Here is a 25,215-nt window from a genome sequence, read left to right on the forward strand (position 1 = left end):
ACTGCACTCGTGAGGGTGTGGGAGAGTAGGACGCCGCCGAACATAACTTCGCCTTCAGGGGCACTCGTGAACTCGAGTGCCCCTGAAGGCTTTTTTGGGTTTGGCGCAGGTTTCCACGTCGCCGCGAACCGTCACTTTCCGGTGGCTTCCACCGCTGTTCGGGCGACGTGCCGCGCGCGAGTGGGTGACGCACCGTCGACCAGCCTTGATCGTCCATACGGTTTCCCGCATGAGCACCGGTGAGTGGACGAGGGAGGCGCCAGTGCCGTGGCGCATGCGCAGACGATTCGGCAGATCGTCCAAACGGACGGGCAGGCACTCCCGCACCCGCCCGTCCTCGCCGGAGACACCTATGTGGGCCTCGGTGGTCCTGGCCCTGGTGGTGTTCATTTCCTTGATCTTGCTGTTGTTGACCTACGTCTGACCGGAACCCGGTCGAAGCCCGGGCCGCGGCCAAGCTTGAATCACTCGACCGGCTTCAGGTCACCGGTCGGGAAACGCCGCTCGTTGCGCTCGATCTTCGCGAACGCAGCCTCGATCAGGTCCACGTCCAGCTTGTCCGCCAACCGCACGAGGTAGTGCATGACGTCCGCCAGCTCGTCACGCACGTTCCACGCCAGCTCCGGATCGTCCATGGCGTGCGCGGCCTGCTCGGGCGTGAGCCACTGGAACAGGTCGGTCAGCTCCCCGACCTCCCCGGACAACGCCATCACGAGGTTCTTCGGGGTGTGGTACTCGTCCCAGTCCCGCGCGGCGGCGAACCGGCGCAGTGCGTCCCGCAGGTCTTCCAGGCCCCTGCGGCTCTCATCCGGTGCGTTCATGCCCGCACAGCTACCACACGGTGGTCAGAGGGCCGCACCCCGCGCACCCGTTTGAACGCCGTGCTGAACGCGAACCCGTCCGCGTACCCGACCGCACGGGCCACGGACCCGACCGTGGCGTCCGGCTGCCGCAGCAGGTCCTCGGCGACGTCCATGCGCCACCGGGTCAGGTAGGTCAGCGGCGGCACGCCCACGAGCGCGGTGAAGCGCCGCGCCATCGCCGCCCGTGACACGCCTGCGTGCGCGGCGAGGTCCGCGACCGTCCACGCGCGCTCTGGCGCGTCGTGGATCGCCCGCAGAGCCGGTCCCACGACGCCGTCACCCAACGCCCGGTACCAGGCGGGCGTGTTCGCCTCCGGCCGGTCGAACCACTCGCGCAACGCGTACACCAGCAGCAGCTCCAGCAGCCGCTCCAGCACGATGTCCTGACCGGCCTGGTCCTTCGCCACCTCGGCGGCCAGCACGTCCAACGTCGGGCAGTGCTCGTCGTCGCACGGCACCACCACCACCGCGGGCAACGAGTCGAGCAACCGCGTCGCCGCGCCCCCGTCGACCGAGTAGCCGGCCGTGACCACCAGCGTCTCGCCCTCGGCGTCGAGCCCGTACGTGCGGGTCCCGACCCGCCACTGCTCGCAATCGGGCGCGGCGCCCACCTCGACCTGCGGTGGCGTGGCCGGGTCGTCCGCCAGCACGAACCGCCGCGATCCGCGGATCAGCCCCGCGGAGCCCGATCTCAGCAGCACCCGGGAGCCGTCCTCGCCCAGCAGCCACGTCTCGCCCCGCACCGCGGTCACGAGCGTGAAGGGCGTCGTCGTCGTGAACGCCAACGACCACGGTGGTGAGGCGAACGAGCGGCAGATGTCGGCGCGTTGCGCGCGCACTCCGCGCAGGAGGTCGGTCAGAGCGTTCGCGGTGGCCACGTGGACGATTGAACATGCATCCGGGACGGTGGGCCATGTTCCGCCCAGCACGGGCTTGATTGTCTTGTGGCATGACAATCCTGGTTCTCGGAGCCACCGGCAAGACCGGTCGCCGCGTCACCTCCGCTCTCGACGGCCTCGGCGTCGACCACCGCGCCGTGTCCCGCCGCACGGACGTCCGCTTCGACTGGGCGGACCAGTCCACTTGGGCCCCCGCGCTCGAAGGGGCCACCGCCGTCTACCTCGTGCCGCTCGCGATGAACCTGGACGACGCCGAGGTGGCGGCGTTCGTGCCGCGGGCCGTCGCGGCGGGCGTGCGGCGGATCGTCCTGCTGTCGGCGCGGGGCATCCCGGCGGACGACGGCCGCGAGCGCGCCGTGCGGGAGTCCGGTGTGGACTGGACGATCCTGCGGCCGACGTGGTTCTCGCAGAACTTCAGCGAGGACTACTTCCTGCCGGAGGTCCTGGCCGACGAGGTCACCCTCCCGGTCGGCGGCGACGGCGCGCACCCGTTCATCGACGCCCGGGACATCGCCGACGTGGCGGTGGCGGCGTTGACGCAGGAGGGGCACGCCGGCGTCGTGTACGAGCTGTCCGGGCCGGAGGCGCTGACGTTCGGGGAGGCGCTGGCGCGGATCGGTGACGTGTCGGGTCGCTCGATCCGCATCAACGAGGTGCCCGCCGCCGACTACACCGCGCTGCTGGTCGAGGGCGGCATCGAGGCCGCGTACGCCGAGGTCCTGACGATGTCGCTGACCGCGATCCGCGACGGCCACGACAGCGCGCTGTCCGACGGCGTGCCGTCCGTGCTCGGGCACGACGGGCGGCTGTTCGGCGACTACGTCAAGGAAGCGTCCGCTTCCTGGGCCTGATCAGGCTCGGGCGAGCACGAACAGGTGCTCTTCGTCGGGTTGGCCCTCCCGGTCGGGGGAGAAGACGGTGCTGCGGGTGTCCAGCACCGTCAGGCCGGCCCGTTCGACCCGGCTGATCAGGTCGGGGGCGGCGAAGCTGGTCAGCCGCACGGTGTGGCCGAGGAACGGCACCACCAGGCCCTCGACGTCCATCGGCACGGTGATCAGCGCCAGCAGCCCGCCCGGCTTGAGCCAGCGGGCGATCTTGGCCAGCACGGCCACGACCTCGTCGCGGGTCATCTGGAGGAACGGGAAGAACGCGCACACCGCGTCCCAGCTCGCGTCCTCCGACTCCCACTCGCGGACGTCGGCGTGCACGAACCGGGCGTCCGGCACCTGCTGCCGGGCGATCTCGACCATGGTGGCCGACACGTCGACCCCGACCACGTCGTGCCCGGCCGCCGCGAGGTCTTCCGCCACGGGCCGGCCCGTGCCGCTGCCGATGTCGAGCACCCGGGCGTGCGGCGGGAGGCGGTCGAGCAGCACCCGGATCGCCTCGTCCACGACCGGCGTCCGGCCGAACGCCTCCTCGTAGTCGTGACCGACGGCGTCGAACAACTCGGCGGCGGTGGCGGGTTGGTCGGGGCCGGGCTGGTGGTCCACGGTTACCTCCGGACGAGGGTCAGGTTCGGTCGGCTGGGGCGGCCGGGCTCGCCCCGACCGGGCAGAGCGGTGAGCACCAGCCCGAACACGAGGCCGTTGAGCTCTTCGACGTCCAGCAGGAGCTCCCGGGCGATGCCGTGCGGCGTGGTGCCCTGGGCGCGCAGGGCCCGGAAGACCTTGGCGAGCAGCTGGGACGTCTCCCGCTGGACCATCCCCGCGGTCCGGCGGGCCAGGTGCGCGCACACGGTCGCGTGCTGGGTGCGGCTCAGCAGCCCCAGGTCGAGCAAGCGGTGCGCCAACAACGACGGCGACACGTGCCACGTGCCGCTGTGCGCGACGACCTGCTCCGTCAGCGGCCCGCGCGCCACGCCCGCCAACAGCCCCGCGCGAGGCAGCAGGAACGCGGTCGCGAACGTTTGCGGGTCGGTCACGCCGGTCAGCCGGCCCAGCTCGCGGGCCGCGTCGAACCGGGCCTGGTCGGGTGACGCGGCCGGGTCCAGGAAGACGTACGGGGTGCCGGCGTGACGGCACGAGAACGGGCCCACCCCCGCGCAGTCCTGCGGCAACGAGAACACCCGGACGCCGTGGGCCTCCAGCAGGTGGACCAGGTTGGGCGCCGGACGGTGCGGGATGCCCCAGCGGGCGCGCACCACCTCCGCCGCCGTCTCCGGGTCGTCGTGCTCCCACGTCGGCACGTCCGGCTCCGGGAAGGTGAACGCCCTGGTCAGCCAGCCGTCGAAGCCGATGGCCAGCCGGGCCGCGCCGACCGCCGCGGCCCGCTGCCGCTGGGCCGCGGGTCGGGTGAACTCCACCTCGACCTCGGGCACGTCGTCGGCTTCCAGGAAGCCGGGCGGGAAGCCGAGGGCTTCGGTCAGCCTGGCCGTCGTGGCCGGGCGCGGCTGGCGGCGGCCGTGCTCGTAGTCGCCGATGCTCGCCGGGCTCGTGCCCGCCTTGCGCGCCAGCTCCACCGCGGTGAGGCCGCGACGGGTCCGGGCGAGCACGAGGCGGGAGGGCGTGAGCATGATCGCGCCATTCTCGCACCCGCCTACCGGCGCGGCGTGACGGTGACGTCGACGTCCTCGGGGCCGTGCTCGCCGCGCGGCGCGGGCAGCGGGCCGAACACCAGGGGCGGCAGCGTGATCCGGTGCGCCCACCGGTCCACGACCTGGCCCTGCGGCGTGGGCTCCGGCTGCGCCACCTCGCGCAGCACGACCAGCCGCTCGCCCTCCTGCCGCGGGTAGGTGACCAGGAACCACAGCTTCCACTCGTGCGCGTGCAGCGAGTCGAAGAGGGTGAACTGGTCGCGGTCGTTGCCGCGCATCATGGCGGCGATGGCCGGGCCCTTGGCGTAGTCGCTGCGCAGGGGGGCGCCGGGCGTGCCGGTGTGGCGGTTGCCCTGGAGCGTGCCCAGCACCACCGGTCTGGAGGGGTGCTGGACGAGGCCCGCGTTCCACTTGTCGACCCGCGTCCAGCCCTCGGCGACGAGGACCTCGCGGAGCCTGCCGACCCGGTGGATCCAGTCGAGCAGACCCGCGCCGTTGGTCGGGCCGAGCGGCGGCGCCGACGCCCGCGCGTCGACCCCCGCCCAGATCGCCTCGTCCAGGTGGTCGACGCGCAGGCCCAGCTCGGCGAGCTGCGCGTGGTGCTCGGCGGTCAGCTCGGTGGCGTTCGACATCCTCATGCCCGGCACGGTAGCCGCGGCCACCGACAAACCTGCCGACTCGTGCTCCGGTGCAAAGGTGACACGATGGGGGTGTGGATGTGCGGAGCAGGAACAACGTGGTCGTGACCGGCAACCCGGATGGCCCGGTCGTCATGCTCGCGCACGGCTTCGGGTGCGACCAGACGATGTGGCGGCTGGTCGTGCCCACCCTCGCCGAGACCTGCCGCGTGGTGCTGTTCGACCACGTGGGCGCGGGTCGGTCCGACCTGTCCGCGTGGAGCGAGCGGCGTTATTCGACGCTCGACGGGTACACGCGGGACGTGCTGGAGATCTGCCACGAGCTGGATTTGCGCGACGTGGTGTTCGTGGGCCACTCCGTGTCGGCGATGGTCGGGGTGCTGGCCGCGGTCGCGGAACCGGCCACGTTCGCCAAGCTGGTGCTGGTCACGCCGTCGCCCCGGTACATCGACGACGACGAGTACCGCGGCGGGTTCAGCGTCGCCGACATCGACGAGCTGCTGGACTCGCTGGACAGCAACTACCTGGGCTGGTCGGCCGTCATGGCCCCGGTGATCATGGGCAACCCGGACCGGCCGGAGCTGGGGGAGGAGCTGACCAACAGCTTCTGCCGCACGGACCCGGAGGTGGCCCGGGTGTTCGCCCGCACGACGTTCCTGTCCGACAACCGGGCGGACCTGGGGAAGGTGACCGTGCCGACGCTGGTGCTGGAGTGCCGGCACGACGCGATCGCGCCGCCCGAGGTGGGCGCGTATGTGCACGCCCGCATCCCCGGCAGCACGCTCGTGACGCTGGAGGCCACCGGCCACTGCCCGCAGCTCAGCGCCCCGCAGGCCACGGCCGCCGCGATAGCCCGGTTCGTGGCGGAGTCGCGGTGACGTGTGACCGCGAGGCGTTCTCGGCGTTGTTGGAGGACAGCGCCGAAGACCTGTACGAGAACGCGCCGTGCGGCTACCTGTCCACCCTGCCCGACGGGCACATCGCGAAGGTGAACGGGACGCTGCTGCGGTGGCTGGGGTACTCGCGCGAGCAGCTCGTGGGCCGCAAGCGGTTCGCCGACCTGCTCAGCGTCGGCGGGAAGCTGTACCACGAGACGCACTTCGCGCCGTTGCTGCGGATGCAGGGCGAGATCGGCGGGGTGGCGCTGGAGATGGTCGCGGCCGACGGCACGCGGCTGCCGGTGCTGGTGAACTCGACCGTGAAGACCGACGGCGACGGCGAGCCGCTGCTGATCCGCACCACGGTGTTCGACGCGCGCGACCGGCGCGCGTACGAGCGGGAGCTGCTGCGCGCCCGGCAGCAGGCCGAGCACGAGCGCGACGAGATCGCCCGGCTGGCCACGACGTTGCAGCGGACCCTGCTGCCGCCGGTGCTGCCCGCCGTGCCGGGCGTGGAGACCGCGACCCACTACCACCACGCCTCGCCGTTCGAGGTGGGCGGCGACTTCTACGACCTGTTCCCGTTGGCGGACGGCCGGTGGGGGCTGTTCCTCGGCGACGTGTGCGGCAAGGGCGCGAACGCCGCCGCGGTGACGTCCCTGACCCGCTACACGCTGCGTTCGGCGGCCGTGTACGACGCCGACCCGGCCACCGTGCTGACCAACCTGAACACCGTGCTCATCCAGGAGCGGGACGGCGAGCACTCGCGGTTCTGCACGGTGACGTTCGGCGTCCTGGCCGTCGAACGGGACCGCTGCACCTTGACCCTGGCGGCCGGCGGCCACCCACCGGGCCTGCTGCTGGGCGCGGACGGCACCGCGTCGTACGTGCCGATCCCGGGCGGCCAGCTGATCGGCCTGCTGCCGGACGCCCACGTGGCCACCACCACCGTCCACCTCGGGCCCGGCGACACGTTCGTGCTCTACACGGACGGCCTGATCGAAGCCCGGACCGGCCCGGACACCCGGTACAGCGAGGAGGACCTGCTGGACTTCGCCTCCACCCTGGCCCCGACCACCCCGGCCTCCGCCGTCGACGCCCTCGTGGGCCTGCTGGACCGCCTCGGCACGGGCGTCGAGGACGACACCGCCGTCCTGGCGGTCGGCCTCCCGGCCCGTTAGACCTGCCGGCGGTGCTGCGGCAGTGCGAGCAGCCGTCGGCCGGTGACCAGGGCGATGCTCGTGAGCACGAACGGCGTGGCCATCAGGAGCATCAGCGCCCACACACCGGGCCAGGAGAGGGTGCGGGGGGCCGGGCTGAGCGGTGCCGACGACACCCCGAGCGACAGGCCGCCGAAGGCGAACATGGTCGTGAAGAGGGAGGACGCCCACGCCGCGACGATCCCCGAGCGCAGCTTCCCGACTTCGTGGAGGTCGAGGTGTTCGGCGGACACGTGCCGTCGAGCGGCGAGGAGGAAGCCGCCCGCCAGCACCACCATGGCCACGCTCGTGCCGACCAGCGTCCAGCTCAGGACGCCGAGCGCCGGGTACACGGGCGGCAGGTGACCGCCGAACAGCACGAGCAGCGGGACCAGCACCGGGCAGGTGGTGAGCAGCAGCAGGGCCACGTGCCGACACCTCGTGCGGATCCGGTGGGCGTGCGGTGCCGGGACCCAGAGGTACCGCGGCGGCAGGGGTGGGGGCGGGTAGTTCACGGTTGTGCCATTCCGGCCGGAACGGCCTCATGTCGTCGGGATCGATCGGTGCGGTGGACCACGGGTGCTGCTCAGGGCTCCCAGACCTGGATGGCGCGGACGACGAACGGCGCGTCGGGGACGTAGGTGCCCTTGCCGGGGTAGGTGGTGAACTCGGCCTCGGTCGAGCACGTCGCGCCCTGGTAGACCGACACGTCCCGGTTCAGGCGGTTGGCGAAGGACCGGGCCACGAAGCCGTCCGGCAGCGGGATGCACTCGCGGGGGTTCGCGGATTCCAGGTCGAGGCGGTGGGAGTCGCCGGTGTAGTCGGCGGCCGACCAGACGCAGAACTCACCGCGGTCGCACGACGGGGACGGTTCGTGGGCCGCGGCCGTGCCGCTCGACGCCAGGGCGCCGGCGGTGAGGGCCAGCGCGGTCGTCAGGCTGCGGGTCGTCATTCGGGTCACCTCCACCGCTCCAGGGTGCTGTGGGCGGCGGCGGTGTGGGGGCCGGGAGGCCGCCGTTCACCTGATCGTGTGGGCGGATCGAGGTTTCGGCGCGGTGAGGCGGGCGGCGAGGCGGAGGGCGTCGTGCGGGGCGACGGCGTCCGTGTCGTTGTCGAAGTACACGTAGACGTCGCGGTCGGTGGCCCAGTCGCGGATCTTGGCCGACCAGTCGTCCAGTTCGGCGTCGGTGTAGCTGCCGACGTACAGGGCCTGGTTGCCGTGCAGGCGCACGTACGCGAAGTCCGCCGTGACGTCTTCGAGGTAGGGGAACCGGCCGGCGGAGTGGGAGACGACCAGCGCGATCCCGTGCGCGCGGAGCAGGTCGTGGAACTCGGGGACCAGGAACGTCGGGTGCCGGACCTCCAGCGCGTGCCGCAGCGGCCGGTCGGCGTCGGTGGAGGTCCAGGCGCGGTCCGGGGACAGGCGTTCGTCGTGCCGCTCGGCGAGCTCGGCCGCCGCCGCGGTGGTGCGGGGGAGGAGGTCGAAGAACGTGGTCAGGCGTTCCGGGTCGTAGGCGGTGGTCGGGGGCAACTGCCACAGCACCGGCCCGAGCTTGGGCCCCAGGGCGAGCACGCCGGAGGCGAAGAAGTTGGCCAGCGGGATCTCCACGTCCCGCAACTGCTTGAGGTGCGTGATGAACCGGCCGCCCTTGACCGCGAACAGGAAGTCCTCCGGCGTCTGCTCCGCCCACGCCCGATAGCTCGACGGCCGCTGCAAGGAGTAGAAGGAGCCGTTCAACTCGACCGACGTGAGCAACCCGGAGATGTGCTCCAACTCCCGCCGCTGCACCAGTCCCTTCGGGTAGAACGCGCCCCGCCACGTCGGGTACACCCACCCCGACGTCCCGATCCGAACATCACCCGTCACCACTCGGAGGTACCCGAATGATCTCCGGCGTACCCCGGGTCTTGACCTCCACCGCACTCGAAGGTGCAAGTTGGGCGCATGGACGACCGCACAGTTGACGCCTACCTGGCCAGGATCGGCGCGACCCGCGCCAACACCCTCGTCGAGCTGCACGAGCTGCACGTCGCCTCGGTGCCGTTCGAGAACCTCTCCATCCACCTCGGCGAGGAGATCGTGCTCGACGAGGAGCTGCTGGTGGACAAGATCGTCAACCGGGGACGGGGCGGGTTCTGCTACGAGCTCAACGGCGCGTTCGCCGCGCTGTTGCGGGCGCTCGGGTACGACGTGCGGTTGTTGTCGGCCAAGGTGTTCAACGACGGCGCGTACGGGCCGCCGTTCGACCACATGGCGTTGCGCGTGGGAGATTCGCTGGTCGACGTCGGTTTCGGGCGGTTCAGCCTGCGGCCGTTGGACCTGGTCAGCCGGCAGGACCAGCACGACCCCGCCGGTGTGTTCCGGGTGGTCGACACACCGGACGGGGACGTGGACGTGCTGTTCGACGGCGAGCCGCAGTACCGCCTCGAACTGCGACCCCGCGCGCTGGACGAGTTCCGCGCCACGTGCTGGTACCAGCAGACGTGGCCGGGGTCGCCGTTCCGGCGCGGTGCGACGTGCTCGTTGCCCACGCCGACCGGGCGGATCACCATCGCCGGGAACAAGCTGATCACCACGACCGGCGACGGGAAGGCGGTCGAGGAGTTGGACGACGACGCGCTGCTGGACGCCTACGCCAAGCACTTCGGCGTCGTGCTGGACCGCGTGCCCCGGCTCAGCTGAGCCGTTCGGCGAGGGCCAGGGCGTCGAACGGCGCGGCCCCGCGCATCGTGTTGTCGAAGTAGACGAACACGTCGCGCTCGGCCGACCACGCCCGCGCCCGGGACGCCCAGAGGTCCAGGGCCGGGTCGGAGTAGGCGCTGACGTACAGCTCCTCGTCGCCGTGCAGCCGGACGTAGACGAAGTCCGCGGTCAGCTCCTCCGGCTGCGGGAAACGACCCGCCGACTCGGCGACGACGAGCGCGACGTTGTGCCGCGCCAGCAACTCCACCAGCTCCGGGTTCTCCCAGCTCGGGTGCCGCACTTCCAGCGCGTGCCGCACGGGCGGGCCCGGCAGCAGGTCCAGGAACGCGGTCAGCCGCTCGGGCCGCCACGGCAGCATCGGGGGCAGCTGCCACAGGACCGGCCCGAGCTTCGGCCCCAGGTCGAGCACCCCGGAGTCGAAGAACTCCGCCACGTCCGCGCCGACGTCGCGCAACCGCTTGTGGTGGGTGATCTCGCGATGTCCCTTCACGGCGAACACGAAGTCCTCGGGGGTGCGCTCGAACCACGACTTGTAGTCCGTCGGCTTGCGCAGCCCGTAGAACGAGCCGTTGATCTCCACCGTGTTCAGCCGTCGTGACAGGAACTGCAATTCCAACCGCTGCTGCAACCCGCGCGGGTAGAAGTCGCCACGCCACTCGGGATAACGCCAGCCGGACGTCCCGATTCGGATTTCACCCACGGTGACGATGTTGCCCTTCCGGGTGACCGTCCAAACGTTCAACGTCCAACATCAGCCGCATGGCGGTCCGCGTGCGCTATAACCGTGGGCATGTCGCAGCCACGGTGGGACGGCTTGCTCAGCGGTGATCCGGGGCAGGCCGAGCGCAGCATCGACGACTGGGTCGAGGGGATGCGGCAGCGGGCCGACAAGCTGCGGGCGTTGCGGGACGGGGTCGAGCGGATCCAGGTCACCGAGACCAGCGCGAACGGCGCCGTGGTGGTGACCGTCGACTCCACCGGCTCGCCGGTCGACATCCGGTTCACCGACCGCGCGGGCGCCGTGCGGCCGGAGGACCTCGGACCGCTGGTGATGGGCTGCCTGCGCGCGGCACGTGCCCGCGTCACCGAGCGGGTCCGCGAGGTCACGGACGCGACCGTTGGCAGCGACCTGCCGGACACGCGGAAGATGGTCGTGGACAGCTACCGGGAGCGGTTCGGTGAAGCGGCTCCGCCACCGCCCAGGCGGACGACGCGCGACGACGACGACTTCGGCGACGATTCGTACCTGGCGTGAGGGGGAGACCGTGACCGGCTACGACGTCCTGCCCACCGAGCTGCGCGCGCACGCGAGCAAGCTCGACGCGTTGGCCGAACGGCTCGGCCAGGCCGTGCACGCGGCTCGCACGGTCAGCATGGCCGACGGCGCGTACGGGCAGCTGTGCCAGTTCCTGCCGACCGTGATGCGCGGTATCGAGGAGCAGGCGAGCGCGGCGCTGGACGCGGGCACCAAGGGGGTCGCCGACATCGCGACCAACGTCCGCTACACCGCCGACGAGTACGAGCAGCGCGAGGACGACCACGCGGTGGTGTTCGGGAGCCTGCGGTGACCGGCGCCAACCCGTTGATCGCGCCGGTGCAGGACAGCACCAGGTGGTACTCGGGGATCGGCGTCGCCGAGTCCGCCGCCGACGTCAAGTCCGGCATCGAGAGCGGCAGTTGGATCGACATCGGGCTGGGCGTGGCGGGCGTCGGCCTGGAGGCGTTGAGCTTCGTGGTCGACCCGCTCGGCTCGCTGTTCTCAGCCGGCGTGTCGTGGCTGATCGAGCACGTCAAGCCGCTGTCGGACGCGCTGGACTGGCTGGCGGGCAACGCCGACCTGGTCGCCTCGCACGCGCAGACGTGGAAGAACGTGGCGAAGGCCGTCGGCGAGGTGCGCGACGACTACGCGCGCGACGTCGCGGCCGACACCGCCGGCTGGCAGGGCGCGGCCGGTGACGCCTACCGGGCGGCGGCCGGCCGCACCACCGACGTGCTGGGCGGCGCGTCCACCGCCGCCGACGGGTTCGGCTCGGCGGTGGAGATGGCGGGCGTCGTCGTCGCCGTGGTCCGCGAGGTCGTGCGCGACCTGATCGCGGACCTGGTCGGCAGGCTCATCGCGTGGGCGCTGGAGGTGGCGTTCACGCTCGGCCTGGCCACGCCGGTGGTCGCCGCGCAGGCGTCCGCCGCGGTCGCCCGGTGGGGCGCGAAGATCGGCGACATCCTCAAGAAGCTCGTGCGCACGATCGGCAAGCTGATCCCGTTGCTGCGCAAGCTCGGTGACGTGTTCGACAAGGTCCGCAAGGTGCTCGACGACCTCAAGGCTCCCACCCGGCAGGCCGACGAGGCGCCCCTGCCGGGGCAGACGGGCGGGGCGCGGCCCGTGGACGACGGGTCGCTGCGCGCGTACGACCGGCTGGAGCGCTGGTCGGAGAACGCCTACCAGTCGATCCGCAACTCCGACGACATCGACGACGTCGCCGGCCACGTGGCCGACGTGCGGCGGACCGACGGCAGTACCGGGTTCACCCGCGAGGAGATCGAGCAGATCAAGAACCACGTGTTCGAGGACCTGCACCCCTTGGAGGGGCAGAACGGCGGCACCGTGATGGCCCGGTTCGACCCGAGCCCGGACATGGCGGAGGCGTGGCTGCGGCTGCGTTCCGGTCGGGCACTGCCGGAGGACGTGGCCCTGCTCGAGCACGAACTGGCCGAAGCCCGATACTGGCAGCAGAACCCGAACGCCTCGTACCGCGAAGCCCACGCGGCGGCGAACGAGGTGTCGCGGTGGGAGACGCGCATCCCGCCGCCGTCCAACGAGGACTACAGCGCTCCCTGGAGGTAGGCCATGGCCATGCTCGTGTACCTGCACAAGGAAGAGGAGACCGCGGCCAGCGTCCGCTACCGGTTCCACACCGACGGCGGCGCGGAGCGGTTCCTCGTGCTGGACAAGCAGTCGGAGACCATCCAGCCCGACGACGGCAACCGCGACGGCGTGTTCCGGGCAGCGGCGGGCAAGTTGGCCAAGGCGTGGCTGAGCACCCATGAGGCCCCGGAACGGCTCGTGCACCAGAGCTAGAACCCGGCGCCGTCCAACGCCCCGCTCACCACGCGGTCGACCCTGGCCTGCTGCGGATCACGGGCCAACGCCTCCGTGCACGGGCACCCGGCCAGGTCGCTGCCGCACAGGTACACGCCGAGCACCCGCAGGCTGCGCGCCGTCTGCCGCAACCGCGCCGCACCCCGCAACCGCACCTGCCCGTACACCGCCTTGGCCAACTGGTACGGCACACCGGGCCCGAGGTCGACGCACGCCTGGCTGTCCAACTCCTCCGCCACGTGCGCGATGGGCCTGCACCCGTACGCCCGCGCCGACCGCACGAGCCTCTGGTCCAACCTGGCCACGAGCCGCTTGGCCACCTCGTCCCGCCACGCGCGGTCGGCGCGGAGGTAGGCGACCAACTCCTCCACGCGGACGGGGTCGGGCCGGGGACGGCGGGCGCGCGCTCTTCGTCGCTGCGAGGTCATGACACACAAGATCGGGTGTCCCCGACCGTCGTGAGCACCCCTCACCCGGCTGCGCGGCCAGAGCACTCTCGCGCACTAATACCTCGGACACCGAGAGGTACCGACGACCGCTGTCAGCGCGCCATCTTCTCCAGGTACTCCTGCGTCTCCGGGTCGGTCGAGCAGACGCACACCCCGCGCATCCCCCTGGTGAGCAGCACCCGGTACGTGTTCCTGATCAGCTCGTGGAAGTTCGCGCCCTCGGCCTTCTTCACGGCCGGGTCACGGGAGTGCTCGGGGCGTGCCACCCACCGCCCGTCCCGCCGGACGAAGTCGGGACCGAAGATCACGCCCGCCCAGTCGTACTCGAAGCCCTGGGCCGTGTACACGCAGCCGACCTGGCCGAAGCCGCGCTCATCGCTCGCCCAGTAGTGCGATTCGGGCGCGTCGGCGACCCTCTTGCCTGGCTTGGCGTTCCACGGGCGCTGCCAGTCGCCGATCTGCACGTCCGGCACCAGCACCTTCGTGCCGTTCACCGTCACCGGATCGCTCCACCGCCAGCAGTACCCCGCAGCGAGGCGCGCCGTGCCGCCGAACCGCCCCTGCTGGGCGAGCAACCACTCCTCGACCTCACCCGGTGCGCCGGCGGCGCGCACCACGAAGTCCTCGTCGTCGCGGGTCACGAGGTCCGACCAGGCGGTCGCGTGACGCCGGCCGATGCCCAGCAGCCCCGCGCTCCAGGCGTCGAAGAACTCCGACCCGCCGCACCGGTACTGCCCCGCCAGGTGCACGACCTCGACGTGGCAGCCGAGCGCCCGAGCGGCGGCCTCGATCTGCTGCCGGGAACCCATCTCGCCCGGCCGCACGATCTGGTGCTCGTCGAGCAGGAAGACCGGCACCCACGCCGCGTCGATCAACTCGGTGACCTGCCGACGGGCACGTTGCCGGGCCTCGGCCCTGGTGTAGCGGTTGACGCTGGTCTCGCGCACGCGGTGCGCTTCGTCGCAGATCAGCACGTCCAAGCCGCGCGGCTCGGCGTCCATGAAGCTGTTGAAGTACTTGAACATGCTCTGCACCCGTGGCGCACGCCGGCCCGCCAGTTTTCGCAGCGTGCTCGTGAAGGCGCTCGAGCCGGTGGCGTGGTAGACGCGGCGACCCAACCGGGCCAGCTCGCCGAGCAGGCTCAGCGCGATGACGCTCTTGCCGGAGCCCGGCCCGCCGAGCACGATCACGACGGTCTGCGTCCGGCTGGTCCGTGCGCGTTCGACGGCCTGCATGACGGAGCTGTAGGCCACCTGCTGCTCGTCGAGGAGCACGAACTGCTCGCGCTCCTGGATCTCGCGCGCCGCCAGGTCGAGCAGCGGCTTCGAGGGCGCGTGCCTCGCGTTCAACAGGTCTTCCGCGGCTCGGCCGGCCGCGTCTCTGGTCGCCGGATCCGGGTCGAGCAGCGACTTCAGGTGATCGGCCATCCGCGATCGGGTGTCCATCGTGTAGAGGCGGCCGTAGTCGTCCATGCCGTACTGGGAAAGCTGCCAGACCCCGGACTGCAGCGCGTTGTGCAGGTACGCGAGGCCGTGCACCGCTCCGGGCTGCTCCGCGAGCGCGGGTGTGGAGTCGACGAGGTACTCGCAGTACCGGCGCACCTGCTCCACCGGGTGCAGGACAGGTTCCGGGTACTGGGGCACTTGGACGAGGTCGTCGCCCACCGATTCCGCGCTCGACCACTGCTTCAGCTCGACCAGCACGTACGAGGCGGTGCCGCGTCGGGGGTGCGTGCCGCACAGGACGACGTCGACGCGCTTCGGGTTGTGCGGGAGCTTGTGCTCCAGCAGCACCTCGACGTGTCCGAGACCCGCATCCACCACGTCGGTCAGGAACGCGGGCAGGCTGTTCTGCCACGACCGCACCTCGGCCCGGCCGACCCCCGACTCGAACTGGATCCGGGCTTGCTCCTCCAGCACGGTGTGCAGCCGATCGGACATGTCGAGCAGGTTCTGAGCGCTGCGGCGCACGAGAGCCACCGGTTGATCCCCCACCTGGGCACGCGGAATACACGTGCGGGTGGGGGCAGCGACGGGGGTGAACCCGGTGCCCGGCGGGCCGCAGGGAGAGGTTAGCGCGGCGAGTGATCAGGTGGCGCACCAGTGCCACCGCTGCGGTCCTGCGTCTGTTCGGGTGAAACCGTTGCGACGGGAGGCGCTGATCCAGCCCTCCCATCGTCTACTGCGGCTAGCCGGCGGTGACGACGAACCTGGTGGGTTCGGCCAGAACCGTCGCCGCGCCGTTCTGGTCGGCCAAGCGGGCGGCCAACGTCGCCGTGGCGAGGGTGTGCGGCAGCGCTTCACTGAACTTCAAGCCTTCCAGTGCCCGCTCGTCGACCTCCGGTAGGCACAAGCGCTCAGCCGCGTCGGCCAGCGCCGCCCGCCACATGTCCACCGTGACGTCAGTGCGGAGCCGGATCGACGCGTCGTCCACGCGTTGCCTGGCATCGGTCAGCTCGGACAGCGTGGAGGCCAGAGTGGCGTTCGCCCGATAGCCCGCCCAAGTCCACCAGCGCACGTCCACGCCGTCACGGGTCACGACCGTTCCGCCCGGGTGGACGGTGCTGCTCGCGGCCTGACGCTCCTCGGTCAACGCGCGCTGTGCCCGTTGGGTCATCTTCACGGGTGGATCGCCGCCCAGCAGTAAGTCCCGAACCGCGCGACTCAGCTCGAGTGAGGCGCCACTGAGCCCAGGGGTGTGCCAGCGTGCCTTGCCGCCACCGGTCGCCTCTTCCACGAAGCAGCGGCGGCGTTTCCAGTCGATCCAGCCGACCTTCCAGCTCCGGCCGCCCAGGAGCAGCAGGCGAGGCCCCTCGACCTTCTCGGTGAGCAGGGCGGGGTCGGTGCGCCCGATCTCGCGGCGGCCGTGCAGGACGGTGAACTGCGGTGGTGCGGTGAACACCGCCGTCATGTCCATGAAGTGCCTGCGCCCGAAGCGCTGTTCCGCCGCCGGCCCGATGAACAGCATGTCCCCATCACGGTCGAGAAAGCCGTTGTCCACCAGGTACCGCAGGATCGGTTCGGCGCCGCGGTCGAACGGCGCCAGGCCGTTCCACCCTTCCACCCACAATCGGTCGCCGATGCGGTTCTCCTGCAGCGCCAACGCGAGCAACTGCTGCGCCACGATGTGCCGTGGTTGTGGCGGCGCGGTGACGGGCTCGACGAAGCCTCTGCTCCACAGCAGGAGCAGCCCTGCCGTCCACGGCACCTGGTTGCGCCTGATGGCGAGGAACAGGCAGTTGCGGACCGTTCCCGCCCGCCGACCGGTGCGTCCGAGGCGTTGCAGGAACGACGCCACCGAACCGGGCGCGTTGATCTGGATGACCCGGTCCAGGTCGCCCACGTCGATGCCCAGCTCCAACGTGCTGGTGGACACGATCACGCAATCGCGAGCTTCGGCGAACGCCGACTCGGCTCGCCGCCGCTCGTCCACGGACAGGGACGCGTGGGAGAGGAACGTGGTGACGCCTCGGCCGCGCAGCGCCTCGCCCAGTTCCTCCACCAACTGTCGGCTGTCGCAGAACACCAACCGCTTCTCGCCCCGGTGGAGGGAGGAGATCACCGTGGCCGCGTTGGACACCGAACCCACGTAGTCGAGCTCGATCTCGCCGACCGAGGCGGGGTCCACCGCCGTGGCGGTGACGCCCGGCGCGATCACCCGAGCGGGGTGCTTTCCCCTGCTGGAACCTTGCAACCAGGTCAACAGCTCCTGAGGGTTGCCCACCGTCGCGGACAATCCGACACGCTGGATCCGCCGCCCGACCACCCGTGTCAGGCGCTCCAGGACAGCCAACAGGTGCCAACCGCGGTCGTCGCCGGCGAAGGCGTGCACCTCGTCCACCACCACCGTGCGGAGACCGGCGAAGAACGTGCCGTGCTCCACCTTGACGCTGACGAGCATCGCCTCCAGGGACTCCGGCGTGGTGAGCAGGACGTCCGGCGGGTCGCGGAGGATCTTCCGGCGGGTGGCCTGGGTCGTGTCGCCGTGCCACAGGCCGACCCGCCGCCCCAGCCACGAGGCGTAGCCCTCCAGGCGGGGGTGGAGGTTGTTCAGCAGTGCCTTGAGCGGGCACACGTAGATGACCGACAGACCGGTCCACCTGTGCTGTTCCATCGCACTGAGCAGCGGGAAGCAGGCGGCCTCCGTCTTGCCCCCGGCGGTGGGCGCCAGCAGCACGGCGTCGTCACCGTCCACCAGCGGCCCCACCGCCTCGGCTTGCAACGGCCGCAACGAACTCCACCCGAGCGTGTTGACGACGTGGTGCACCAGCGCCGGGTGCAGGCCGTCGAGGCCGGTGGTCATGGCACGTCCAGCTCGATGTCGTCGGCGGATCGCGCCGCGGCGTTCCGCTCCACCTCTGTCAGCTCGGACTGCGTGAGCGTGAGGGCGTAGTGCCTGCGCGGGTCGAAGTCGTCGTGCTCGTCCACGCGGTCCAGGACGTCGGCGACCAGCTTGCGCAGGAAGATCCGCGGCGCCACGCCCACCTGGCCACCGAGACCACCGGTGACCGCATCGGCGAGCTGGGCGACGTACGCGTCATCCACTACCGACGACACGCGGTCGGGATGGCGCGCGACGCCCGCGTACAGGTCACGTACGGCCCGGCCCAGCTCACCCAGTTTGACCAGGTCGAACCCGGCCAATCGAAGCTGCACCGCCCGAGGGGAGTCGAACTTCGGATCCGTGGTGAAGTCGGTGGCCAGTCGCTGCGCCAGCGGCGGGAGCCGTTGCACGCCCTGCTGCCCGTCGAAGAACGCGGGCGTCCCGGTGATCACCAGGAACAGGCCGGGAAAGCGGCCCGCGTCGATTTCGTCCAGCAGTTGCCGCAGTGCGTTGAGCCCTTTCTCCCGCACGTCGCCGCGAACCCGCTGAAGCGTCTCGATCTCGTCCAGCACCAGCAGCAGCCCCGGGTGCCCGGCGTCGCGCAGCACGGTCAGCAGACCCTGGAGGAAGCCCAACGCCTGGAAGTGGTCGATGTCGCCCTTGACGCCCGCCGTGCGCTTGGCGCCGGCGGCGACGTGTGGCTGACCCGCGAGCCAGGCAGCCAGGCCGTCTGCGGTGTCGCCGTCCCCGACGGCCACGGCCCTGCGATAGCCGCGCAGGCCCGCGGCGTAGCCGGGCGTGGTGCGGGCGATCTGGCCGAGCCTCAACTCCAGCAGGGCGTCGACCGCGTCACCGAGCCGGTCGGCGTCGGAATCGTCGACATCGCCTTCGGTGAGGACGTCCTCCTCCAACGCGAACAGCCAGCTGTCCAGCACCGAGCGGAACGCGCTTGGCGGGCTGACCGCAGTGGTGAGGTTCTCGCAGAGCCGCCGGTACACCGTCTCCAAGCGGTGCAACGGCGTCTCGGTCTCGGACACCTGCACCTCGCTGACCGCCATGCCCGCGGCCTTGGCACGCTCGGCGAGCCAGCGCGCGAGGAACGTCTTGCCCGCGCCATACTCGCCGCGCACGGCCTTGAATCCCGCTCCGCCTGCCGCACACGCCGCGAGTTCCTCGTCCAACGTCGGCGTGAGCCGGTCCATCCCGACGGCGAACAGGTCCAAGCCGCTCTCCGGCACGGTGCCGCGCCGCAGTGCTGCGAGTACCGCGCGCCTGCGTGCCGGACTGACCGTCTTCATCAGCGTCCTTCGGGGAACTGCTCGTCCAGCAGCTTCTCATTGATCACGACCGTGCGCCCGTCGTCGATCAGGTCGACCACCGGGAACTGGTCGATGTTCAGCACCCGACCGAGAGCCGCGACCAGACCACGAGGGTTGCGCCCCGGGGTGCCCGCGGCACGCAGGACGTCCGCGACGGGCAACCTGCCCCCGGCGGAGAGCACGGCGTCCACCACGTCGCGGAAAACCTCCGGTTTCAACACCCGGTTGGCGGGCTGGCCCTTGTGCGTGTTGAGGAACGTCTCGCTGCCGATCAGGAGCGTGCCGCGTGACACGGTGTCGCCGGCGAAGAGGTCCGGTTGCGGCGGGAGTGTCCTGGAGGTCCTCCGCTTGCCCTCGGGCGCCGGCTTCCGCGGTCCGGCGGTCCGGCGACCGGTCCACCAGTCCGGTGCGCCTTGGGAGTGCACCGACCACCCGTCCAGTTCCTCGACACCCGGCGGCAGGAGGACGACGAGGGGGATCGCCACCTCGGCGAGGGCCGCGCCGCCGTGGTAGCCGTGGCTGCGCCCGCCGTAGCGGACGTCCTCCGAGGCGGCCAGCACCGCCGTCCCTCCGGGTACCAGGACCCGCGGACCGGTGAGCGCCACTTCGTCGGCTCGCGTCTCGCCGTTCGGCAGCCGCCACCGGGCGCCGCCGGTGGCGTCCGGCCGGTGCTCGGAGCCGTGCTCCAGCACGTGGCCGTGGTCGCTGGTGAGCACGACGACCCAACCGCCCTCGGCGGCCCGGTCGAGCAGCTCGGGCAGGTGCGCCACGTCGCGGTAGCCCCATGCCGGGTCCTCCGCCTGCCTGCCTCGGCTCAACGCGTCGTCGACGGTGTTCAGCACGACGGCCAGGACCTGCGGCTCGGTGCGCGGGGCGAACTCCGCGTCCAGCTCGGCTCCGAGGTCCGCGCCGGACGAGCCGGCGACGCCCGCCTTGTGCACCAGCACCGCCCGCGTTCGGGGCGGCCAGAACCCGTGCTTGGGGAACGCCCGGCGCTCGTCGTCCGCTGTTCCGGCAGCCGGCGAGGCGGTCAACAGCGACGTCCGGCTGTAGGCCGTCTCTGTGGGGAACGCGGCCAGCACCGCCTCTCGCCCCCCATCGGGCGATCGAACCACCTCGGTCCAGCCGAGACGCGGGTTGTCCTCGATCGAACCGGCGATCTCGGCTGCCGCCGCGCCCGACATGCCGTCGACCACGACGAGCAGCACCTTGTGCTTGCGGGCTAGCGGTGCGGCGACGTCGCGCAGGAGGGTCTCGACGGCGACCACGCCGTCCGGGCGGGTGTAGGCCGCTTCGGGCAGGGCTCGTGCGAACTGCCGGTCCAGTTCTGCGCGCCGGGCTCCGGCGCGCTTGGCGATCCGGCCGAGGGCCTTGGCCACCACCGGGTTCGACGAGCCCCGGCGCACCTGGGTGAGCTCGCCGTCGACCCACGCCAGGTCGCGGGCGTGGCGGCGCAGCGCGTCCGGCATCGTGGTGATGTCGGCCGGTGAGCTGTCGAGCCAGCGGCGTAGCCGAACCGCCGCCCGCAGCCTGCGGACCTGTGGTCGTTGGTCGCCGGTGGCGTGGTGCTCCTCCACGGCCAGCAGGTCGGCTTCGTCCAGCGTGGTCGCCGCCCGTTCCATGCGCGCGACGAGCCCGCTGGGCAGCAGTCGGCTGTGGTGCGCGAGCTCCACGGCGTTCAGCTGGGCCAGCAGTGAGTCCGCCTGGCGGACCTGCTGCCAGGCTCGCTGCGTGTCGGAGCGGGCGACGAGTTCCACGGCAGCCGACGCCGCGACACCCAGGTCGGCGCGGGACGGCTCGTCGGACCCGAACCGCGAGTGCGCGAACGCGCCGAACGCCCGCGCCACGGTCACGTCGTCTTCGGGGGCGCGGGTCAGGACGTCGGCGACGAGCAGTTCGGGGACCACGTCGTCCCGGGCGGCGGTGAGGCGCAGCACCACGTCGGCGGCGCGGCCCAGGCGTTCCACCAGGTGCTCGGTGATGCCCCGACGTTCGTCGGCCCCGAGTTCGCGCCACCGCGTGACGGTCGCCATGTCGTCCACAGCGGTGATCAACGCGCTGAGGTCCAGCGTCGCGGGGTCCACCGCCAACCGGTTTCGCACGACGTGGCGCAGCGCCACGTCGCGGCCGAACGACAGCCCGGTCGTGTTCGGCAGCCCTCCGGCTCGAGCCAGCTCGACCAGGGCGTCCACCAACCAGGCGTTCTCGCGACCACGCAGTCGGGGGTCGAGCTGCCTGGTCCGCAACAGGTCTTGCAGCAGGGTGTACTTGCTCACCTCGTGCAGGTGCTCCCGGTGCAGCCGCGCCATCACCGCGTCGCCGAGTTCCTCCTCGTCGCGGTCGGTGAGCACGACCAACACCTCGTAGGTCGAGCCCTCCACCGGCGGCAGGGCCAGCGCGGCCAGCACGGACAGCACCGACGGGCAGGCGACGTAACGCACGGGGTGCCCGCACACCTCGCCTTCGGCCGGTCCGTGCCACACCGGCGCGCGTCGCGTCCGCACACCGATCACGACTCGTCCGGTCTTCCCGTTGCCCGCCCCGTCGAGCTTCTCGACGATGTCGATCACGCGGCTGACGACGGCGTTCTCGATCGCCGAGTCGAGGTCGGTCGCCGTCATCCGCCCTCCACGACGCGGAACGTCACCTCGATGGTGGCGTCGGGGTGCTCCTCGCCGAACTTCCGCAGTTCGCCGAGGACGTCACCGAGCCTGCCCCTGGCCTGACGCGTACCGGGCCCGGGCTTCGGTGGCGGGGGAGTGGGGTCCTTGGGAGGTTCGGGGTTGGTCTTCGGCGGCCGGAACAGCGTGATCAGTCGGCGCTTCGCCTGGTCGAGCGCCTTGCGCAAGGGGACGGCGTGCTCGTTGGCGTTCGCGCCCACGCGCAGCTCAGCGGCCACCTCGGCGGCGGCGGGGTCGTCGAGCAGGTCCAGGATGTCCCAGTCGGCGGTCCGCAACGCGCCCGCCACCTCACCCGCGGACTCCAGCGACTTGCTGATCAGCATCGGTTCGACGCCACCGAGGTCGGCATCCGCGAGCACCTCGACCAGCCTGGTCGGGTCGTGCACCGAGTGCAGCCCGGTCACCAGGTCGCGCGCGACGACGGCTACTCGGTAACGGGCGTGGGACGCGTCGAGGTCCAAACCGAGACGGGCCGCGTGCTGGTCGAGCACCTCCACCAGCTCCACGGCGGGCAGGCGCACCTGGTCGACCTTGGCCCGCACGGCCCGCGAGAACTTCGCCACGGCGCGCGGGGAGATCACGGCGGTCCGCAGGGACCTGCCCGTGAGGGCCTCCGCCAGCCGGCAGGCCGTCTCCCACTGCTCGGCCGAGGGGAGGGCCTGCCGGTAGAGCACCATGTCGTCGGCGAGGTCCTTCGGCGTCTCCGGCGGGTCGATGCGCTGGTCGCCGCGCATCCACGCCCTGTGGGTCAGCTCGGCGAACACGGCGATCACCAGGTTCTCGACCACGCGTTCCATGCCCAGGTGGCGCAGCCAGCCACGCACGGTCCGCACGGTCAACTCGCCGTCGCCGTGCTCCTGGGCGGCGCGCCGGTCCAGCTCGTCGGCCCAGTACCGACCCAGCACGAACGGCCCGTTGTGCTCCTCGCCGAGTCGCAGCGGGTGCGCGATGCGCCGCAGCGCCTCACGGTCGCCGCGGTCGACTTCGATGCGGCCCTCCGGCGCGTCGGCGGCCTGCCTGACGAGCGTGAGCGTTGTGCGAAGGTCGCCGTCGCGGACGACGTCGCCCTTGCGCTGCGGGTCGAAGTCGGGGTGGTCGGGGTAGGTCGCGGCGTAGAGCTGGTCCACCAGCGAGCGCAGGGCCTCGGCGAAGGACCGGCCGGCGTCGATCTTGGGGTTGACCGTCGCGTCGAGGCTGACCAGGTGGTCGTTCCAGTCCTGGACGATCTCCTCCTTCGGGCGGCTGATCAGCCCGTAGGCGTTCTTCAGCGCGTCCCGCAGCTCGTTGCGCAGCGAGCTCTGGAGGTTGCGCAGCAGGTCGTACGCCCGCCTGCGGTCCTCGGGTCCGATCGTGCGGGTGTGCTCCTCGAGCCTTGCCCGGTCGCCGAGCAGGTAGTTGACCTTGATCAGCCTGCCGAGCTTGTCGAGCACGTCGGAGGTGAAGAACCCCGGCAACCACGCCACGGCCGGGCGGTTGCCCCCCGTCGCACGCAGTTCGAGCACGCGGATGCGGTCCTGGGCCGCGGACTGGTTGTCGGGGTCGAACGGGTAGTCGAGCATCAGCCGCCAGCGACCGTCCACCGACGGCTCGAACAGGTCGTCACGCAACTCTTGGCGGTCACGCACGTTGCCGTACACGATTTCGAGGGTGCGCCTGCTGCCCCGCCACACCACCGGGTGCTCGACGGGCGTCGTGCCTGTGTCGGTCACGGCGAGTTCGGAGAACAGCAGTTCGCGGACCAGCTTGCGGCGCGCGGGCTGCTGGTCGAGCGAGACGACCCGGTCGAGGATCGCGTTGACGTTCACCCCGACCAGGTTGAGCCGCACGCTCGGATCGCTGCCCTCGCCGAGTTGCAGCTCCGCGACGCGGCTGGCCCAGCTGCGCAGGCGGCGGACGACCTCGCCGACCTCCTGGCCGGGGATGAGCGCGGTGATGGTGCCGTGGTTCAGCGCGGCGAGCCTGCGGGCGGTGAGGTCGCGCAGCGCCTCCACGTCCGGCGCGAGCGCCGCCAGCAGCAGCGTCTTGACCAGGCGGTCGTCGCTGCGGAACGCGCGCAGCACGGCCGGGTCCGCGTCCGCCTGACCCGCGACCTGCTCTTCGCGCAGGTCGCGGTCGCGCAGCAGCATCGGCCGCAGGGTGCGCTGGTAGAGGGTGCGCGCCTCCTCGAACTCGTGCTTGAGCTGCTCGGTGAACGGCTGGTCGGCGCCGTCGGCGACCGCGTCGAACAGGTCGCCCAGCGGCACGAGTTGACCGAGGCGGAAGTCGTCGCGCCGGTTGACCAGGATCTGCCGCATCAGCAGCAGCGCGGTGCGTTCCCGCTGCAACGCCGACGACACGTGGACCAACGTGTCCATGAACGCGGGGCTGAACGGGTAGGACCGCTCGAACGAGCCGCCGTCACCCGAGCCGATCAGCACGTCCCGCACGGAGCCCGGCAGCGCGAACGTCCGCTGGAACGCCTGCCGCAGCTGCTCCTCCTTGCCCGGCAAGGGCTTGAGGACGCGTTCCTGGGCGATCAGCGGCAGGTTGCGGTCTTCGAGCGTGATGCGCTCGATGCGACCGTCCCAGTGGTTGAGCCGGTCGTGGAACGACTGGAGCTCGGCACCCGTGCGCTCGGCGCCGATGCCCAGTTCCCGCAGGTCGCGCTGACGTGCGATGAAGCTGATGATCGGCGCGGGTCGGTGCGCGTCACCGGCCTCGACCAGCTTGGCGACCTTCTCCGTCTCCCGGCTGATGAACGCCTGGTCGCCGATCTTGCCCGCCAGCCACAGCACCAGCTCGTCCAGGAACAGCACGATGCCGTCGTAGCCGAGTTCCTTGGCGTGCCGGCTGATCTCGGCCAAGCCCTGGTCGAGCGGCTTGAACGCGCTGGCCGAACCCCGCACCGAGTCGACGTAGTTCGGGAAGTACGCCTCGATGACCTTGGTGATCAGGTCGTCGGACGCCGGGCTGCCGATCGGGGCGGCGAACCCCTCGTCAAGCTTCTCCGCGGTCATCGCCTGGCCGAGATCGCCCCAGCCGGCGTCGGCCTCGTTGGGAAACCCGGCCAGGAACCGTTCGTCGCCGAGCTTCTCCCGCAGCCTCCGAGCATCCTCCAGCAAACCCTGGGCGCGGTAGACCTGCGGGATCTTCTTGCCGGGCTCGTGGCGGCGGATGTGCTCCACGTAGCCGCCGAGGATGGCCGCTTCCAGGCTCTCCGACCCGGTCAGGTGGTAGGGGACCAGCAGGAAGCGCTTGTCGCCCAGCCAGGGGTGCCGCGTGGTGACCTCGGCCAGGTCGGCCCGGTCCAGCGCGCCGGGGTGCCCGTCGAGCAGGGCGTGCAGCACCGCCATGAAGTGGCTCTTACCGGAACCGAAGGAACCGTGCAGGTAGGCGGCCTTGGAGCTGTGCTCGTCCAGCGCGGACTTGATCAGGCCCAGCGCCTCGCCGAACGCCACCCGCAGCTGGGGTGTGACGACGTAGCTGTTCAGCGCCTGGTCGCGCTTGGTGTCGACGCCCTCGGTCAACTTGAGGACGAAGTCACCCCGGTGGACGCCCGTTGGGATGTCGATCAGTTCCCGGAGCAGCGGCGCGGTGCTCGGCCCGGCGGTGGTCACGCTGGAGAACCCCCTGGTTCGCATTCTGTCGAA

General features: G+C 71.4%; 23 protein-coding genes. 8 read left to right on the forward strand and 15 right to left on the reverse strand.

What is annotated here, in order from left to right; translation table 11 throughout:
* Positions 1–464: 464 nt before the first annotated feature.
* Both ACIQMJ_RS35270 and ACIQMJ_RS35275 read right to left on the reverse strand, forming a co-directional pair.
* Entirely contained in the window at positions 465–821 is a 357-nt protein-coding gene (locus ACIQMJ_RS35270) for a nucleotide pyrophosphohydrolase (RefSeq protein WP_499765339.1), read from the reverse strand.
* Entirely contained in the window at positions 818–1,723 is a 906-nt protein-coding gene (locus ACIQMJ_RS35275) for an AraC family transcriptional regulator (protein WP_499765500.1), read from the reverse strand. The genes ACIQMJ_RS35270 and ACIQMJ_RS35275 overlap by 4 nt, the downstream gene beginning before the upstream one ends.
* Positions 1,724–1,812: 89 nt before the next feature.
* On the opposite strand from ACIQMJ_RS35275, the gene ACIQMJ_RS35280 reads away from it, so the two are divergent.
* Entirely contained in the window at positions 1,813–2,613 is an 801-nt protein-coding gene (locus ACIQMJ_RS35280; RefSeq protein WP_499765340.1) for an NAD(P)H-binding protein, read from the forward strand.
* Here ACIQMJ_RS35280 and ACIQMJ_RS35285 read toward each other — a convergent pair whose 3' ends face one another.
* From ACIQMJ_RS35285 to ACIQMJ_RS35295, 3 genes are read right to left on the reverse strand one after another with little or no spacing between them, the layout of a single operon-like run.
* Positions 2,614–3,255 (reverse strand): class I SAM-dependent methyltransferase, encoded by a 642-nt coding sequence (locus tag ACIQMJ_RS35285; protein ID WP_499765341.1) that lies wholly within the window; start codon positions 3,253–3,255, stop codon positions 2,614–2,616. It abuts the gene before it with no gap.
* 2 nt (positions 3,256–3,257) lie between these two features.
* A complete protein-coding gene (locus ACIQMJ_RS35290) occupies positions 3,258–4,277 on the reverse strand; it encodes a helix-turn-helix domain-containing protein (protein WP_499765342.1) in 1,020 nt (339 codons plus the stop codon).
* 23 nt (positions 4,278–4,300) lie between these two features.
* Positions 4,301–4,936 (reverse strand): hypothetical protein, encoded by a 636-nt coding sequence (locus ACIQMJ_RS35295; RefSeq protein WP_499765343.1) that lies wholly within the window; start codon positions 4,934–4,936, stop codon positions 4,301–4,303.
* A 74-nt stretch (positions 4,937–5,010) separates the two neighbouring features.
* On the opposite strand from ACIQMJ_RS35295, the gene ACIQMJ_RS35300 reads away from it, so the two are divergent.
* A complete protein-coding gene (locus tag ACIQMJ_RS35300; protein ID WP_499765344.1) occupies positions 5,011–5,814 on the forward strand; it encodes an alpha/beta fold hydrolase in 804 nt (267 codons plus the stop codon).
* Complete coding sequence (locus ACIQMJ_RS35305) at positions 5,811–6,995, forward strand: PP2C family protein-serine/threonine phosphatase (RefSeq protein ID WP_499765345.1); 1,185 nt, start codon at positions 5,811–5,813, stop codon at positions 6,993–6,995. The genes ACIQMJ_RS35300 and ACIQMJ_RS35305 overlap by 4 nt, the downstream gene beginning before the upstream one ends.
* Here the strand turns inward: ACIQMJ_RS35305 and ACIQMJ_RS35310 are convergent.
* The 3 genes from ACIQMJ_RS35310 to ACIQMJ_RS35320 all read right to left on the reverse strand — a co-directional run bounded on the left by ACIQMJ_RS35310 (position 6,992) and on the right by ACIQMJ_RS35320 (position 8,883).
* Positions 6,992–7,441, reverse strand: a complete 450-nt coding sequence (locus tag ACIQMJ_RS35310; protein WP_499765346.1) for a hypothetical protein — start codon at positions 7,439–7,441, stop codon at positions 6,992–6,994. The genes ACIQMJ_RS35305 and ACIQMJ_RS35310 overlap by 4 nt on opposite strands.
* 158 nt (positions 7,442–7,599) lie before the next feature.
* Complete coding sequence (locus ACIQMJ_RS35315) at positions 7,600–7,965, reverse strand: peptidase inhibitor family I36 protein (RefSeq protein ID WP_387493935.1); 366 nt, start codon at positions 7,963–7,965, stop codon at positions 7,600–7,602.
* A 66-nt stretch (positions 7,966–8,031) separates the two neighbouring features.
* Positions 8,032–8,883: a DUF72 domain-containing protein gene (locus tag ACIQMJ_RS35320; protein ID WP_499765347.1), complete on the reverse strand. Its 852-nt coding sequence runs from the start codon at positions 8,881–8,883 to the stop codon at positions 8,032–8,034.
* Between the two features lie 75 nt (positions 8,884–8,958).
* Here ACIQMJ_RS35320 and ACIQMJ_RS35325 point away from each other — a divergent pair, with 75 nt between their 5' ends.
* The gene (locus ACIQMJ_RS35325; RefSeq protein WP_499765348.1) at positions 8,959–9,696 is read left to right on the forward strand and encodes an arylamine N-acetyltransferase family protein; all 738 of its coding nucleotides are present in this window, start codon (positions 8,959–8,961) and stop codon (positions 9,694–9,696) included.
* On the opposite strand, the gene ACIQMJ_RS35330 is transcribed toward ACIQMJ_RS35325, so the two are convergent.
* On the reverse strand, positions 9,689–10,426 hold the full coding sequence (locus ACIQMJ_RS35330) for a DUF72 domain-containing protein (RefSeq protein WP_499765501.1): 738 nt from the start codon (positions 10,424–10,426) through the stop codon (positions 9,689–9,691). The two genes, ACIQMJ_RS35325 and ACIQMJ_RS35330, sit on opposite strands and share 8 nt — an antisense overlap.
* 81 nt (positions 10,427–10,507) lie before the next feature.
* On the opposite strand from ACIQMJ_RS35330, the gene ACIQMJ_RS35335 reads away from it, so the two are divergent.
* The 4 genes from ACIQMJ_RS35335 to ACIQMJ_RS35350 are packed head-to-tail and all read left to right on the forward strand — an operon-like array spanning position 10,508 to position 12,793.
* Positions 10,508–10,972: a YbaB/EbfC family nucleoid-associated protein gene (locus tag ACIQMJ_RS35335; RefSeq protein WP_499765349.1), complete on the forward strand. Its 465-nt coding sequence runs from the start codon at positions 10,508–10,510 to the stop codon at positions 10,970–10,972.
* A gap of 10 nt (positions 10,973–10,982) precedes the next feature.
* A complete protein-coding gene (locus ACIQMJ_RS35340; RefSeq protein WP_499765350.1) occupies positions 10,983–11,285 on the forward strand; it encodes a type VII secretion target in 303 nt (100 codons plus the stop codon).
* Complete coding sequence (locus ACIQMJ_RS35345; protein ID WP_499765351.1) at positions 11,282–12,559, forward strand: hypothetical protein; 1,278 nt, start codon at positions 11,282–11,284, stop codon at positions 12,557–12,559. Before ACIQMJ_RS35340 ends, ACIQMJ_RS35345 begins: the two co-directional genes overlap by 4 nt.
* 3 nt (positions 12,560–12,562) lie before the next feature.
* Entirely contained in the window at positions 12,563–12,793 is a 231-nt protein-coding gene (locus ACIQMJ_RS35350) for a hypothetical protein (protein WP_499765352.1), read from the forward strand.
* On the opposite strand, the gene ACIQMJ_RS35355 is transcribed toward ACIQMJ_RS35350, so the two are convergent.
* The 6 genes from ACIQMJ_RS35355 to ACIQMJ_RS35380 form a co-directional block, all read right to left on the reverse strand.
* Positions 12,790–13,242, reverse strand: a complete 453-nt coding sequence (locus ACIQMJ_RS35355) for a hypothetical protein (protein WP_499765353.1) — start codon at positions 13,240–13,242, stop codon at positions 12,790–12,792. The genes ACIQMJ_RS35350 and ACIQMJ_RS35355 overlap by 4 nt on opposite strands.
* A 113-nt stretch (positions 13,243–13,355) precedes the next feature.
* Entirely contained in the window at positions 13,356–15,242 is a 1,887-nt protein-coding gene (locus ACIQMJ_RS35360) for a DNA/RNA helicase domain-containing protein (RefSeq protein ID WP_499765354.1), read from the reverse strand.
* A 208-nt stretch (positions 15,243–15,450) separates the two neighbouring features.
* Entirely contained in the window at positions 15,451–17,565 is a 2,115-nt protein-coding gene (locus tag ACIQMJ_RS35365) for a DEAD/DEAH box helicase (protein WP_499765355.1), read from the reverse strand.
* Positions 17,562–18,884 (reverse strand): BREX system ATP-binding protein BrxD, encoded by a 1,323-nt coding sequence (gene brxD / locus ACIQMJ_RS35370; RefSeq protein ID WP_499765356.1) that lies wholly within the window; start codon positions 18,882–18,884, stop codon positions 17,562–17,564. The genes ACIQMJ_RS35365 and brxD overlap by 4 nt, the downstream gene beginning before the upstream one ends.
* Positions 18,884–21,526, reverse strand: coding sequence for a BREX-2 system phosphatase PglZ (gene pglZ / locus ACIQMJ_RS35375; protein ID WP_499765357.1), 2,643 nt, complete (start codon positions 21,524–21,526; stop codon positions 18,884–18,886). The genes brxD and pglZ overlap by 1 nt, the downstream gene beginning before the upstream one ends.
* Positions 21,523–25,206 (reverse strand): DUF6079 family protein, encoded by a 3,684-nt coding sequence (locus ACIQMJ_RS35380; RefSeq protein WP_499765358.1) that lies wholly within the window; start codon positions 25,204–25,206, stop codon positions 21,523–21,525. Before ACIQMJ_RS35380 ends, pglZ begins: the two co-directional genes overlap by 4 nt.
* Positions 25,207–25,215: the final 9 nt, after the last annotated feature.

This window comes from Actinosynnema sp. NPDC091369, assembly GCF_044757065.1.
Taxonomy (GTDB): Bacteria; Actinomycetota; Actinomycetes; order Mycobacteriales; family Pseudonocardiaceae; genus Actinosynnema.